Below are 12,529 nucleotides of genomic sequence, written 5' to 3' on the forward strand. Positions count from 1 at the left end.
CCGGTATCGGTGGTGCCCCCGCGTTGTCCACGGGTCGGCCGGGAGGGCAGGATGACGGTCATGACGCACGCGATGCTGAAGGGCTCCAACGTCCCTCTCGACACCGCGGCCGTACGGGCCGTGCTCCGCTGGACCCCGGGCCCCGGGGTCCCCGACGTGGATGCCTCGGCCCTGCTGCTCGGGGCCTCCGGCCGCGTCCGGTCCGACGAGGACTTCGTCTTCTACAACCAGCCGCGCCACCCTTCGGGCCTGGTCCGGCGGCTGCCGAAGAAGCGGGTCGCCGAGGGCCTGACGGACACCGTGGAGGCCGACCTGGCGGGCCTGGACGCCTCGATCGACCGGGTGGTGATCGCGGCCTCCTCGGACGGCGGCACCTTCCGGTCCGTCTCCGACCTCCGCATCCTCGTGTTCGACGCGGCCGCGGGGCCGGAGCGCGAGCCGCTGGCCCTGTTCGACGTGACGGCGGAGACCGGCGAGGAGACGGCCGTCATCTGCGGCGAGCTGTACCGGCGCGGGGACGGCTGGAAGTTCCGCGCGGTGGGGCAGGGCTATCCGACCGGTCTGATCGGCCTCGCGACCGACTTCGGCATCTCGGTGGACGAGGACGCCGCCCAGGAGGCCGCTCAGGGGGCCCAGGAGGGCGCCACAGGCCACCAGGAGGGCGCCGGCAGTGGCGACCCGGATCTGGACCTGACCCTGGTCCACACGCCCGTACCCGTGCCGCCGCAGCCGACGGTGCCGCCCGTGCCGGACCGCGCGCCCGGCTACGGCTACCCGCAGCCGCCCGCGCACGCGCCGGGTCCGGCCCCGGCGTACGGCTATCCGCAGCCCGTGGCGGCCGCCGAGCAGCACCCGGCGCCCGACTTCCGGATGCCTCCGATGGGCCCGCAGTTCGTCAGGTCCTCCTGAGGACGGCGCCGGCGGCCGTCCCGGGGACGCCCCCGGACCCGCCGGCGTCCCCGGGGGCAACGGCTAGGCCTTGGTCTTGTAGCCGCGCCCCCACTGGAGTCCCCAGCCGTACAGCCGGTCCAGTTCGGCCTGGAAGCCGTACACGAACCGCACCTCGCGGCGGACGGTCAGCTCGCCCTTGACGTTCTCCATGGAGAAGACCGCGCAGGAGCGGGCCTGCGGGGCGCGCTCGTCGAGTTCGATCTCGATACGGGGGCCGTTGCTCGGGTAGAGCGTGACCTTGGCGTGCGTACGGTCGAAGGCCGGGGTCTGGTCGTAGATGTACGCGAAGAACAGCAGCCGCTTGATCGAGTCGCGGTGGTCCAGGTTGACGAAGATCGTCTCTCCGGAGGAGCCCCCGAAGCGGTCGTCCCCGCTCAGCTTCACGTACGGGGCGGCGTTCAGGTCCCCGAAGAAGCCGCCCAGCGGCTGCACCACCCCCTTGCTGCCGTCGGTGAGCTCGTAGAGGCAGCCGAGGTCGAGGTCGACGTTGACCATGCCCTGGGTGTGGGCCTGGACGACCTCGGGCTTGAAGAACTGGGCGGGGTTCCTCAGCAGCCGTCCGCTCTGCCGGGAGCGGCCCTCGATGTCGGAGGTACGCATCCGCCAGGAGAGGTTCACCCGCAGGTTCCCCGTCGCGGCGCCCTGCTTGGTGAGCGACACGGACGGGCGTCGTTTCGTCAGGTCGATCGCGTTCGACGCGGCGTTGCCCGAATCGAACGGTGCCGCCCTTCCCGGAAAAAGGTTGTCCCAGAAGGCCATGGCGCCTTCACCCCCCACTGCTCGTCTCCACCGCGCACATGCCTGCGGGGCGGCCGGATGCACCGGCCGCCCCGCAGTGAAGCATTCCTCGTGGACCGGGGCGTCACACCCCGGACGGCACCTCGGTCTTGTCGTCCGAGGAACCGCCCCCGGCCGCCGCGAGCGCCTTGTTGCGCCGCACGGAGGACCAGAAGGACCAGGCGATGAGCGCGACGCCGAGACCGCCGGTGATGACCTCCGGGATCTCGTACTGGATGGTGACCAGGAGGAGCACCGAGAGGGCGCCGATCGCGTAGTGCGCGCCGTGCTCCAGGTAGACGTAGTCGTCGAGGGTGCCCTGGCGGACGAGGTAGACCGTCAGCGAACGGACGTACATGGCGCCGACGCCGAGGCCGAGCGCCATCAGGACGATGTCGTTGGTGATGGCGAAGGCGCCGATGACACCGTCGAAGGAGAAGGAGGCGTCGAGGACCTCCAGGTAGAGGAACATGAAGAAGGCGGCCTTGCCGGCCAGCTGGACGGCGGAGACCTTCTTGCCGGTGCGCTTGGCCTCTTCCTCGGCCTCGTGCTCGCGCTCCTCTTCCTCCTCCAGCTTGTTCTCGAAGTAGCCGGAGAGACCGCCGACGACGAGGTACGTGATGAGGCCGGCGATGCCGGAGATCAGGACCGTCTGCGCCTTGTCGACGTGCGTGCCGCCGTGCTGGTGGGCGTGGGTCGCGAAGGTCATGGCGCTGACCAGCAGGACGATGAGCGCGATGCAGACCGACAGCATGTCGACCTTGCCGAGCTTGGCGAGCGGGCGCTCGATCCAGCGCAGCCACTGGATGTCACGGTCCTCGAAGATGAAGTCGAGGAAGATCATCAGCAGGAACATGCCACCGAAGGCGGCGATCGACGGGTGCGCGTCGGTGACCAGTTCCTGGTAGCGGTCGGCGTCGTTCAGCGCGAGGTCGACGGCCTCGATGGGGCCGATCTTCGCGCTGATGGCGACGATCACGACGGGGAAGACGAGCCGCATGCCGAAGACGGCGATGAGCACACCGACCGTGAGGAAGATCTTCTGCCAGAAGGCATTCATCTTCTGCAGGATCCCGGCGTTGACCACCGCGTTGTCGAAGGACAGCGAGATCTCGAGGACGCAGAGGATCGCGACGATCCCGAAGGCCTCCCACCCCCCGTAGAGCACCGCTGCGACCAGACCGAGCGCAGTGATCGCGAACGACCAGCCGAAGGTTTTCAGAACCACTGTCTACCCCATCGTGAAATTACATGGCTTTACGAAACGTTGACCCCGAAGTCTAGAGCGATGCCCCGGAGCCCGGACGCGTACCCCTGACCGACCGCCCGGAACTTCCATTCGCCGTTGTAGCGGTACAGCTCGCCGAAGATCATCGCGGTTTCGGTGGAAGCGTCCTCGGAGAGGTCGTAGCGGGCGAGCTCCTGTCCGTCCAGCTGGTTCACGACGCGGATGAACGCGTTGCTGACCTGGCCGAAGCTCTGGCCGCGGTTGTCCGCATCGTGGATCGAGACCGGGAAGACGATCTTGTCGCAGTGCGCCGGCACCTTGTCGAGGTCCACGATCAGCGACTCGTCGTCGCCGTCACCCTCACCGGTGAGGTTGTCGCCGGTGTGTTCGACCGATCCCTCGGGGCTGCGCAGCTGGTTGTAGAAGACGAAGTAGTCGTCCCCGAGCACCCGGCCGGCCTGGCACAGCAGGGCGCTGGCGTCGAGGTCGAAGGGGGCTCCGGTGGTGGAGCGCGCGTCCCAGCCGAGTCCGACGAGGACCTTGGTGAGGTTGGGTGCGGCCTTGGAGAGGGAGACGTTGCCTCCCTTGGCGAGCGTGACGCCCATGATGCGGTTCCTCCCCGGTGGTGATGAGGCACGTCCGGCGCCGCACGGAAGGTGCGGCGCCGGACGGTTCGAACGGCTCGGCTCAGACGTTGACGCCGAAGTCCTGCGCGATGCCGCGCAGGCCGGAGGCGTAGCCCTGGCCGACGGCGCGGAACTTCCACTCGGCACCGTGGCGGTACAGCTCGCCGAAGACCATGGCGGTCTCGGTCGAGGCGTCCTCGGAGAGGTCGTACCGGGCGATCTCGGCGCCGCCGGCCTGGTTCACGACGCGGATGAACGCGTTGCGCACCTGGCCGAAGGACTGCTGGCGGTTCTCGGCGTCGTAGATCGACACCGGGAAGACGATCTTGGCCACGTCGGCCGGCACGGTGGCCAGGCTGACCTTGACCTGCTCGTCGTCGCCCTCGCCCTCGCCGGTGAGGTTGTCACCGGTGTGCTCGACCGAGCCGTCGGCGCTCTTCAGGTTGTTGAAGAAGACGAAGTCCTGGTCGTTGCGGACCTTGCCCTCCTCGCTCACCAGGATGGCGCTGGCGTCGAGGTCGAAGTCCGTACCGGTGGTGGTGCGGACGTCCCAGCCCAGACCGACGGTCACGGCGGTGAGGCCAGGGGCCTCCTTGGTCAGCGAGACGTTGCCGCCCTTGCTGAGGCTGACTCCCACGAGTCCCTCCATACGTTTTCAGGGGCAGCGCCCCAGTCGTGCGTTGGCATCGGATCAACGACTGGATCCTAGTGACGGGTTCCCGGTCGAAACAGTCGATTCGGCCGGTGATTCCGAGGGTGTCGGCCCCGGACCGGCTCAGATGGCCTCGAGGGCCTTCAGGTAGTCGCCGAGGTCGCGGGCGTCCGACAGCGCGTTGACGACGGTCCAGCGGACGATGCCCTCCCGGTCGATGACGAAGGTGCCGCGCACCGCGCAGCCCTTCTCCTCGTCGAAGACGCCGTAGGCGCGGGAGGCCTCGCCGTGCTTCCAGAAGTCGGAGAGCAGGGGGAAGTCCAGGTCCTCCTGGTCGGCGAAGACCCGCAGGGTGTGGATCGAGTCGTTGGAGACGGCCAGGAGCTGGGTGTCGTCGTTGACGAAGCTCGGCAGGTGGTCGCGCAGCTCGCGCAGCTCGCCGGTGCAGACGCCGGTGAACGCGAACGGGTAGAAGAGCAGCACCACGTTCTTCTCGCCGCGGAAGTCCGAGAGCCGCACGGTGCGCCCGTGGTTGTCCTTCAGCTCGAACTCCGGCGCCTCGGTGCCGACCTCGACGGCCATCGCGTCACGCATCCCTTCGACGGACCCCGGTCCTTTGGGCCGAACCGGTGAGGCCCAGCCTACGGCCTGTGCACGAAAGCCCCCGCCGGCGGACCGGCGGGGGCTTCTCGCAGCGTGGTGATCAGCGCTTGGGGGCGGTCAGGCGGGTGCCCGTCCAGTCCTTGGCGACGCTGATGCTCTTGGTCTGGGAGAGACCCGCAGTCTGCGCGGCATCGTTGATGTCGGACGGCTCGATGTAGCCGTCACGGCCCGTCTTCGGCGTCAGCAGCCAGATGGTGCCGCCGTCCTCCAGAAGACCGATGGAATCCACCAGGGCGTCGGTGAGGTCACCGTCCTCGTCACGGAACCAGAGCACGACGGCGTCGGCGACGTCGTCGTAGTCCTCGTCCACGAGGTCGGCCCCGATGATGGACTCGATGCCTTCACGGAGATCCTGGTCGACGTCGTCGTCGTAGCCGATCTCCTGGACCACCTGTCCGGGCTCGAACCCCAGCCTGCCGGCCGGGTTGGTCCGCTCCTCCGCGTGGTCCGCGGTCGCGCTCACGGCTTGCCTCCTGCTCATTTGGAAAATGCTGTGGGCCACGCGTGGGCGCGTGGCGCTGGCCGTAGTCCACACGTGCCGGGGCTGATCGCGCAAGTACCGGGCCGCGGAGACCGCCGAAACGGTGACGTTTGGGGCCGTCTCGCCCCAACTTTCGGCAGGCTCGTACCCTCCTTCGTGATCAGACACACATGGTTCGTCCCGGTTTACCGGCTTCTGCGGTTTCAGTCTGCCGAACGCCCGGACGAAACGCATGCGCGAGTTGGGCGTAAGGTTGCGATTTGACCGCACCCGAACACGCACCCGGAGAGGTGGAGGACACCCCTGGGGGTTACTCCTCGGTAAGTGTGACGTCTGGCGTCGGCTGGGTACACGATGGACATCCCGACCACTCCGTGGCCCCGTGGGCACCACCGAACAGCGAAGGAAGAGCGTGGCTCCCGGATCCGATCGCAACCCGATCATCATTGGCGGCCTTCCCAGCCAGGTCCCGGATTTCGACCCGGAAGAGACCCAGGAATGGCTCGACTCCCTCGACGCGGCCGTCGACGAGCGGGGGCGTGAGCGGGCCCGCTACCTCATGCTCCGACTGATCGAGCGGGCCCGCGAGAAGCGCGTGGCCGTGCCCGAGATGCGCAGCTCGGACTACGTCAACACCATCGCCACCAAGGACGAGCCCTTCTTCCCCGGCAACGAGGAGATCGAGCGCAAGGTCCTCAACGCCACCCGGTGGAACGCGGCCGTGATGGTCTCGCGCGCGCAGCGCCCGGGCATCGGAGTCGGCGGTCACATCGCGACCTTCGCCTCCTCCGCCTCGCTCTACGACGTGGGCTTCAACCACTTCTTCCGCGGCAAGGACGAGGGCGACGGCGGCGACCAGATCTTCTTCCAGGGGCACGCCTCCCCCGGCATCTACGCCCGCGCCTACCTCCTGGACCGGCTGGACGACACCCAGCTCGACGGCTTCCGCCAGGAGCGGTCGAGGTTCCCCAACGGCCTTTCGTCGTACCCGCACCCGCGGCTGATGCCGGACTTCTGGGAGTTCCCGACCGTCTCGATGGGCCTCGGCCCGCTCGGCGCGATCTACCAGGCCCGGATGAACCGGTACATGGAGGCGCGCGGCATCGCCGACACCTCCAGGTCCCACGTCTGGGCGTTCCTCGGCGACGGCGAGATGGACGAGGTCGAGTCGCTCGGCCAGCTCTCCATCGCCGCGCGCGAGGGCCTCGACAACCTCACCTTCGTCGTCAACTGCAACCTCCAGCGCCTCGACGGCCCGGTGCGCGGCAACGGCAAGATCATCCAGGAGCTGGAGTCGATCTTCCGGGGCAACGGCTGGAACGTCATCAAGCTGATCTGGGACCGCTCCTGGGACCCGCTGCTCGCGCAGGACCGCGACGGCATCCTGGTCAACAAGCTGAACACCACGCCGGACGGCCAGTTCCAGACGTACGCGACGGAGACCGGCGGCTACATCCGGGACCACTTCTTCGGCGACGACCACCGGCTGCGGGCGATGGTGGAGGGCATGTCGGACCAGCAGGTCCTGCACCTGGGCCGCGGCGGCCACGACCACAAGAAGATCTACGCGGCGTACGCGGCGGCGAAGGCCCACGCCGGCCAGCCGACGGTGATCCTCGCCCAGACCGTCAAGGGCTGGACGCTGGGCCCCAACTTCGAGGGCCGCAACGCGACCCACCAGATGAAGAAGCTGACGGTCCACGACCTCAAGCGCTTCCGCGACCGTCTGCACATCCCGGTGACGGACCGGCAGTTGGAGGACGGCCTGCCGCCGTACTACCACCCGGGCCGGGACTCCGAGGAGATCCAGTACATGCACGACCGCCGCAAGGCGCTCGGCGGGTACGTGCCGACCCGGGTCGTGCGGGCGAAGCCGCTGGCCCTCCCCGACGACAAGACCTACGCGGCGGCCAAGAAGGGCTCCGGGCAGCAGTCGATCGCCACCACCATGGCGTTCGTCCGCATCCTGAAGGACCTCATGCGGGACAAGGAGATCGGCAAGCGCTTCGTGCTGATCGCCCCCGACGAGTACCGCACCTTCGGCATGGACGCGTTCTTCCCGAGCGCCAAGATCTACAACCCGCTGGGCCAGCAGTACGAGGCGGTCGACCGCGAACTCCTGCTCGCCTACAAGGAGTCCCCGACCGGCCAGATGCTGCACGACGGCATCTCCGAGGCCGGCTGCACGGCCTCGCTGATCGCCGCCGGATCGGCGTACGCCACGCACGGCGAGCCGCTGATCCCGGTGTACGTCTTCTACTCGATGTTCGGCTTCCAGCGGACCGGCGACCAGTTCTGGCAGATGGCCGACCAGCTGGCGCGCGGCTTCGTGCTCGGCGCCACCGCCGGCCGCACCACGCTGACCGGCGAGGGCCTCCAGCACGCGGACGGCCACTCGCACCTGATCGCCTCGACCAACCCGGCCTGCATCGCGTACGACCCGGCGTTCGGCTTCGAGATCGCGCACATCGTCCAGGACGGCCTGCGGCGGATGTACGGCCCCGCCGCCGAGGACGTCTTCTACTACCTGACCGTCTACAACGAGCCGATCCAGCACCCGGCCGAACCCGCGGACGTCGACGTGGAGGGCATCCTCCAGGGCATCCACCGCCTCAAGCCGGCCGAGGCCGGCGCCATCCCGGCGCAGATCATGGCCTCGGGTGTCGCCGTGCCGTGGGCGATCGAGGCGCAGCGGATCCTCGCCGAGGAGTGGAACGTACGGGCCGACGTCTGGTCCGCCACCTCCTGGACCGAGCTGCGCCGCGAGGCCGTGGCCGTCGAGGAGCACAACCTGCTCCACCCGGACGAGGAGCTCCGCGTCCCGTACGTCACCCGCAAGCTCCAGGGCGCCGAGGGCCCGTTCGTGGCGGTCTCGGACTGGATGCGGGCGGTGCCGGACCAGATCGCCCGCTGGGTGCCGGGCACGTACACCTCGCTGGGCGCGGACGGCTTCGGCTTCGCGGACACGCGGGGCGCGGCCCGCCGCTACTTCCACATCGACGCCCAGTCGATCGTGCTGGCCGTGCTGACCGAGCTCGCCCGCGAGGGCAAGGTCGACCGCTCGGCCCTGAAGCAGGCCGTGGACCGCTACCAGCTGCTGGACGTGGCGGCCGCCGACCCCGGCGCCGCGGGCGGCGACGCCTGAGCCCTGGGCACATCACGCCTGGTGAGGGGCGGTGGGGCCGATGGTCCCGCCGCCCTTCGGCGTTCTCTACGATGCCCGGCATGAGGGATCGCTGGGAAGAACGCACGCAGGTGCCGCTGCTGGTGCTGGCCGTCGCGTTCGGCATCGCGTACGCCGTGCCGATCGTCGCTCCCGGCGCCGACCCGTGGGTGCACCGGCTGTGCACCCACGTCGAGTGGGCCGTGTGGGCCGCCTTCGCACTCGACTACCTGGTCCGGCTCGCGATCGCCCCGGCCCGCTGGGCCTTCGTGCGCTCCCACCCGATCGACCTGCTCGCGGTCCTGCTGCCGATGGTGCAGCCGCTGCGGCTGCTCCGGGTCGTGTCCACGCTCCTCCTGGTCGGCCGGCGGGCCCGGATGGCCCCGCAGATAACGCTCACCACCTACGTGGCGGGCGCGGTGGTCGGGCTGATGATGTTCGGCTCGCTCGCCGTGCTGCACGTGGAGCGGGACGCCCCGAACGGCAACATCAAGACGCTCGGGGACGCGGTCTGGTGGTCCTTCACCACCATGACCACGGTCGGGTACGGCGACCACGCCCCGACCACCGGTCTCGGCCGGGTCCTCGCGGTGGGTCTGATGCTCTCGGGCATCGCCCTGCTCGGTGTCGTCACGGCCAACATCGCCGCCTGGTTCATCTCCCGCTTCGACCGGGACGACGCCGAGGAACGCCGGCAGACCGAGCTCCTGGAGACGCTGACCCTGGAGGTCCGCGAGCTGCGCGCGGAGGTGGCCCGGCTCTCGGTTCCGGTGCGGGCGCCCGCACCGGATCCCTCCCGGGGCCTCCCCGCGGCGGGCCCCGCCCACGACGCCCCCGCCCACGGCGCCCCGGCCCACGGCGCTCCGGCCCACGATGCTCCAGCCCACGAGGTCCCGGTGCACGAGGTCCCGGTGCAGGACGCCCCGGCCCAGGACCTCGCCGCGCCTACCGCTCCCAGATCTTGAAGGCTCTGACCTCGTAGGGCGCCTGCGGTACCCAGGTGCCGCGGCCCGGATAGGTCTCGAACTCCCCCGCCTCCGCGCACTCGGCGGACTGGTACGTGGTGACCGGCCGCCCGGTGCGGTTCGCCAGGGACTGGGCCGAGGTGCCCGCCGGCAGGGCGACGCAGCTGTCGATGTCCGTGGTGGACAGCTCGTGGGTCTGCGCCCTGCCCTTGAAGTCGGGCTTGGACCAGAGGCAGAGCCGGCCCGGACCGCAGACCCCGAGAAGAGTCCCGGCCGCCGCCACTGGGGCCGCCGCCTTCGGAGCCGCCGAGGTCGTGGAGGCCCGGCCCGCCTGGGCCGCCGGGGTCGCAAGGCCCGCCTGGGCCGTCGGGGTCGCCAGGAAGGTGGTCGCGGTCAGGACGGCCGCCGTGGCGAGAAGAGTCTTTGTGTACATGCCGATGAACCCCCGTTTCGTCACTCTCTGTAATCACGATCATGGCGGAGGTCGCACCCGCGACGGAAGAGGGGCCGCCCCCGTTCACGCGAACGGGTGACGGCCCCCTACGGGAACCCCGACGGACGTCAGATGTGACCGCCCATGCCGCCCGCCTCCGCGTTCTCGCCGCGCTTGGTGAGGGTGGCGACGAGGGCCGCGACGACGGCGACCGCGCCGGCGACGGTGAAGGCGAGGCCCATGCCGTCGAGGAAGGTGTCGTGGATGACGCCGGAGATCTCGTCGAAGAGGTCGGGGGTCATCCCCGGCGCCTTCGCCAGCTCCGGCGGCGCCATGCCGAACTCGGCCGCCTGCTCCAGGCGCGGGTCGGCCGGGACCGGGATGCCGGCCTCCTTCCAGTTCTCCGCGAAGGCACCGGAGACCTTGGAGGACATGACGGCACCGAGCACCGCCGTACCGAGCGCGCCGCCGACCTGCATGGCCGCCTGCTGCAGACCGCCCGCGACGCCGGACAGCTCCAGCGGCGCGTTGCCCACGATGACCTCGGTGGCGCCGACCATGACCGGGGCGAGGCCCAGGCCGAGCAGGGCGAACCAGAGGGACATGACGAACGTGCCGGTGCCGGACGAGAGCGTGATCATGCCGAACATCGCGACGGCCGTGCAGACCATGCCGCCGACCAGCGGCACGCGCGGGCCGAACTTGGTGATCAGCGCACCGGCCAGCGGCGAGGAGACGATCATCATCGCGGTCAGGGGCAGCAGGTGCAGGCCGCTGTCGACCGGGCTGAGCCCCTTCACGCCCTGGAGGTAGAAGGTCACGAAGAACAGACCGCCCATGAAGGCGAACGCCATCAGGACCATCAGGACGACACCGGCGGACAGCGGCACGGAACGGAACATGCCCAGCGGGATCAGCGGCTCCTTGACCTTCGTCTCCCAGAAGGCGAAGAGCGCGAACAGGACCAGCGCGCCGATCAGGCAGCCCCAGGTCCTGCCGCTGGTCCAGCCCCAGGACTCGCCGGCCTTGATGAGGCTCCAGACGAGGGAGGCCATGGCGCCGGAGAGCAGCAGGATGCCGACGACGTCGAAGGAGCGCGGCGCGTTCTCGGCGCGGTGGTCCTTGAGGATGAGCAGGCCGAGGCCGAGCGCGACGACGCCGACCGGCACGTTGACGAAGAAGACGGACTGCCAGCTGACGTGCTCGACGAGCAGGCCGCCGACGATGGGGCCGCCGGCGGTGGAGGCGCCGATGACCATGCCCCAGATGCCGATCGCCATGTTCAGCTTCTCGGCCGGGAAGGTGGCGCGCAGCAGGCCGAGCGCGGCCGGCATCAGCAGGGCGCCGAAGAGGCCCTGCAGGACGCGGAAGGCGATCACGGCCCCGATCGAGTCGGAGAGGCCGATCGCGCCGGAGGCGGCGGCGAAGCCGGCGATGCCGATGAGGAAGGTCTGCCGGTGGCCGAAGCGGTCGCCCAGCTTGCCGGCGGTGATCAGGGCGACGGCGAGCGCGAGCAGGTAGCCGTTGGTGATCCACTGGACCTGGGCGAGCGTGGCGCCGAGGTCGGTCTTGATGGCGGGGTTGGCGATGGCGACGATCGTGCCGTCGAGCGCCACCATCATGACGCCCACGGCGACGCCGAAGAGGGTCAGCCACGGGTGACCGCGCAGCCCCTTCGCCGGGACCGAAACGGGTTCCCGGACGCCCTCTCGACCCTGCGGGGTCTTTTCCACGGTGGTCTGACTAGTCATGCGAACGAGGCTAGTGACAGTCACTGACAATTGACAAAGCGGTTCACGCGTCGGTAACTGTCACGTAGCTCACAGGTACCCTGAGCCGTACGGAACGCGGGAGAAGAGGACCTTGACTTGACCGTGCCCGGCCTGCGCGAACGGAAGAAGCAGCGCACACGCGACGCGCTGATCCGGGTGGCCTTGGAGCGCTTCACGGACCAGGGGTACGAGGCGACCACCGTCGACGAGATCGTCGAGGAGGTCGAGGTCTCCCAGCGCACCTTCTTCCGGTACTTCTCCTCCAAGGAGGAGGCCGCCTTCGCCGTCCAGCAGATGGTGGAGGAGCGTTTCGTCCGCACCCTCGGGGAGCGGCCGCCGGACGAGGGGCCCTTCGACGCGATGCGCAACGCCGTGCTCGGCGCCTGGGACTCCATCGGCGACGCCATCACCGAGGTCGTGCCGGTCGAGCTGTACCTGCGCACCTTCCGGATGATCGAGTCGACGCCCGCGCTGCTCGCCGTCCACCTGCGCCGCTCCACGGAGATGGAGGAGACGATCTCCCGGATCATCGCCGACCGCGAGGGCCTCGACGTCGACGAGGATCCGCGCCCCCGGATCGCGGTGGCGGCGTTCAGCGGCGTCATGCGGGTGACCGGTCAGCTGTGGGGCCGGGGCACGGACCAGAGCCTGGACGCCATCCGCGCCCTCACCGAGCAGTACCTCGACCAGCTCGGCCCGGCACTGGCCCCGCGCTGGCGGAGCCCGGACGCCGAGGGGCCGGGCACCGCGCCGTAACGCCCGCCCCGCAGCACGGCGAACCGGACCGCCGGACGCGGGCGACGCCCGGCGCCCCGGAC

12 protein-coding genes are annotated in these 12,529 nt (G+C 69.8%); 4 read left to right on the forward strand and 8 right to left on the reverse strand.

The features are described 5' to 3' along the window. Positions 1 to 51: 51 nt before the first annotated feature. On the forward strand, positions 52 to 909 hold the full coding sequence (locus tag AC067A_RS10015) for a TerD family protein (protein ID WP_478617113.1): 858 nt from the start codon (positions 52 to 54) through the stop codon (positions 907 to 909). A gap of 63 nt (positions 910 to 972) precedes the next feature. On the opposite strand, the gene AC067A_RS10020 is transcribed toward AC067A_RS10015, so the two are convergent. The 6 genes from AC067A_RS10020 to AC067A_RS10045 form a co-directional block, all read right to left on the reverse strand. Beyond that, positions 973 to 1,710, reverse strand: coding sequence for a TerD family protein (locus tag AC067A_RS10020; RefSeq protein ID WP_478617115.1), 738 nt, complete (start codon positions 1,708 to 1,710; stop codon positions 973 to 975). Positions 1,711 to 1,813: 103 nt separating this feature from the next. Continuing rightward, positions 1,814 to 2,956 (reverse strand): DUF475 domain-containing protein, encoded by a 1,143-nt coding sequence (locus AC067A_RS10025; protein WP_478617118.1) that lies wholly within the window; start codon positions 2,954 to 2,956, stop codon positions 1,814 to 1,816. Between the two features lie 29 nt (positions 2,957 to 2,985). After that, positions 2,986 to 3,561, reverse strand: a complete 576-nt coding sequence (locus AC067A_RS10030; protein ID WP_478617121.1) for a TerD family protein — start codon at positions 3,559 to 3,561, stop codon at positions 2,986 to 2,988. An 82-nt stretch (positions 3,562 to 3,643) separates the two neighbouring features. Next, positions 3,644 to 4,219 carry a TerD family protein gene (locus AC067A_RS10035; RefSeq protein WP_026058190.1) on the reverse strand — a complete coding sequence of 192 codons (576 nt, stop codon included), beginning with the start codon at positions 4,217 to 4,219 and terminating at the stop codon, positions 3,644 to 3,646. Positions 4,220 to 4,357: 138 nt separating this feature from the next. After that, positions 4,358 to 4,816, reverse strand: a complete 459-nt coding sequence (locus tag AC067A_RS10040; RefSeq protein WP_478617804.1) for a peroxiredoxin — start codon at positions 4,814 to 4,816, stop codon at positions 4,358 to 4,360. A gap of 121 nt (positions 4,817 to 4,937) precedes the next feature. Beyond that, a complete protein-coding gene (locus tag AC067A_RS10045) occupies positions 4,938 to 5,360 on the reverse strand; it encodes a DUF3052 domain-containing protein (RefSeq protein ID WP_366302618.1) in 423 nt (140 codons plus the stop codon). 430 nt (positions 5,361 to 5,790) lie between these two features. Between AC067A_RS10045 and aceE the strand changes: the two genes are divergently transcribed. After that, positions 5,791 to 8,523, forward strand: coding sequence for a pyruvate dehydrogenase (acetyl-transferring), homodimeric type (gene aceE / locus AC067A_RS10050; protein ID WP_478617125.1), 2,733 nt, complete (start codon positions 5,791 to 5,793; stop codon positions 8,521 to 8,523). 80 nt (positions 8,524 to 8,603) lie between these two features. Then, positions 8,604 to 9,506, forward strand: a complete 903-nt coding sequence (locus AC067A_RS10055) for a potassium channel family protein (protein ID WP_478617127.1) — start codon at positions 8,604 to 8,606, stop codon at positions 9,504 to 9,506. Here AC067A_RS10055 and AC067A_RS10060 read toward each other — a convergent pair. Together AC067A_RS10060 and AC067A_RS10065 are read right to left on the reverse strand one after the other, a co-directional pair. Next, positions 9,487 to 9,939, reverse strand: a complete 453-nt coding sequence (locus AC067A_RS10060) for a peptidase inhibitor family I36 protein (RefSeq protein WP_478617130.1) — start codon at positions 9,937 to 9,939, stop codon at positions 9,487 to 9,489. The genes AC067A_RS10055 and AC067A_RS10060 overlap by 20 nt on opposite strands. Positions 9,940 to 10,067: 128 nt before the next feature. Continuing rightward, the gene (locus AC067A_RS10065) at positions 10,068 to 11,690 is read right to left on the reverse strand and encodes an MFS transporter (protein ID WP_478617132.1); all 1,623 of its coding nucleotides are present in this window, start codon (positions 11,688 to 11,690) and stop codon (positions 10,068 to 10,070) included. Between the two features lie 117 nt (positions 11,691 to 11,807). On the opposite strand from AC067A_RS10065, the gene AC067A_RS10070 reads away from it, so the two are divergent. Next, positions 11,808 to 12,467 (forward strand): TetR/AcrR family transcriptional regulator, encoded by a 660-nt coding sequence (locus AC067A_RS10070; protein ID WP_478617135.1) that lies wholly within the window; start codon positions 11,808 to 11,810, stop codon positions 12,465 to 12,467. Positions 12,468 to 12,529 lie beyond the last annotated feature (62 nt).

This window comes from Streptomyces sp. NPDC043176 (genome assembly GCF_056436715.1).

What these genes read in the sequence shown, in the direction of transcription:
- AC067A_RS10015 (WP_478617113.1), top strand. Translation starts at nt 52, where the DNA reads ATGACGGTCATGACGCACGCGATGCTGAAGGGCTCCAACGTCCCTCTC.
- AC067A_RS10020 (WP_478617115.1), bottom strand. Translation starts at nt 1,710, where the DNA reads ATGGCCTTCTGGGACAACCTTTTTCCGGGAAGGGCGGCACCGTTCGAT.
- AC067A_RS10030 (WP_478617121.1), bottom strand. Translation starts at nt 3,561, where the DNA reads ATGGGCGTCACGCTCGCCAAGGGAGGCAACGTCTCCCTCTCCAAGGCC.
- AC067A_RS10040 (WP_478617804.1), bottom strand. Translation starts at nt 4,816, where the DNA reads ATGGCCGTCGAGGTCGGCACCGAGGCGCCGGAGTTCGAGCTGAAGGAC.
- AC067A_RS10055 (WP_478617127.1), top strand. Translation starts at nt 8,604, where the DNA reads ATGAGGGATCGCTGGGAAGAACGCACGCAGGTGCCGCTGCTGGTGCTG.
- AC067A_RS10060 (WP_478617130.1), bottom strand. Translation starts at nt 9,939, where the DNA reads ATGTACACAAAGACTCTTCTCGCCACGGCGGCCGTCCTGACCGCGACC.
- AC067A_RS10065 (WP_478617132.1), bottom strand. Translation starts at nt 11,690, where the DNA reads ATGACTAGTCAGACCACCGTGGAAAAGACCCCGCAGGGTCGAGAGGGC.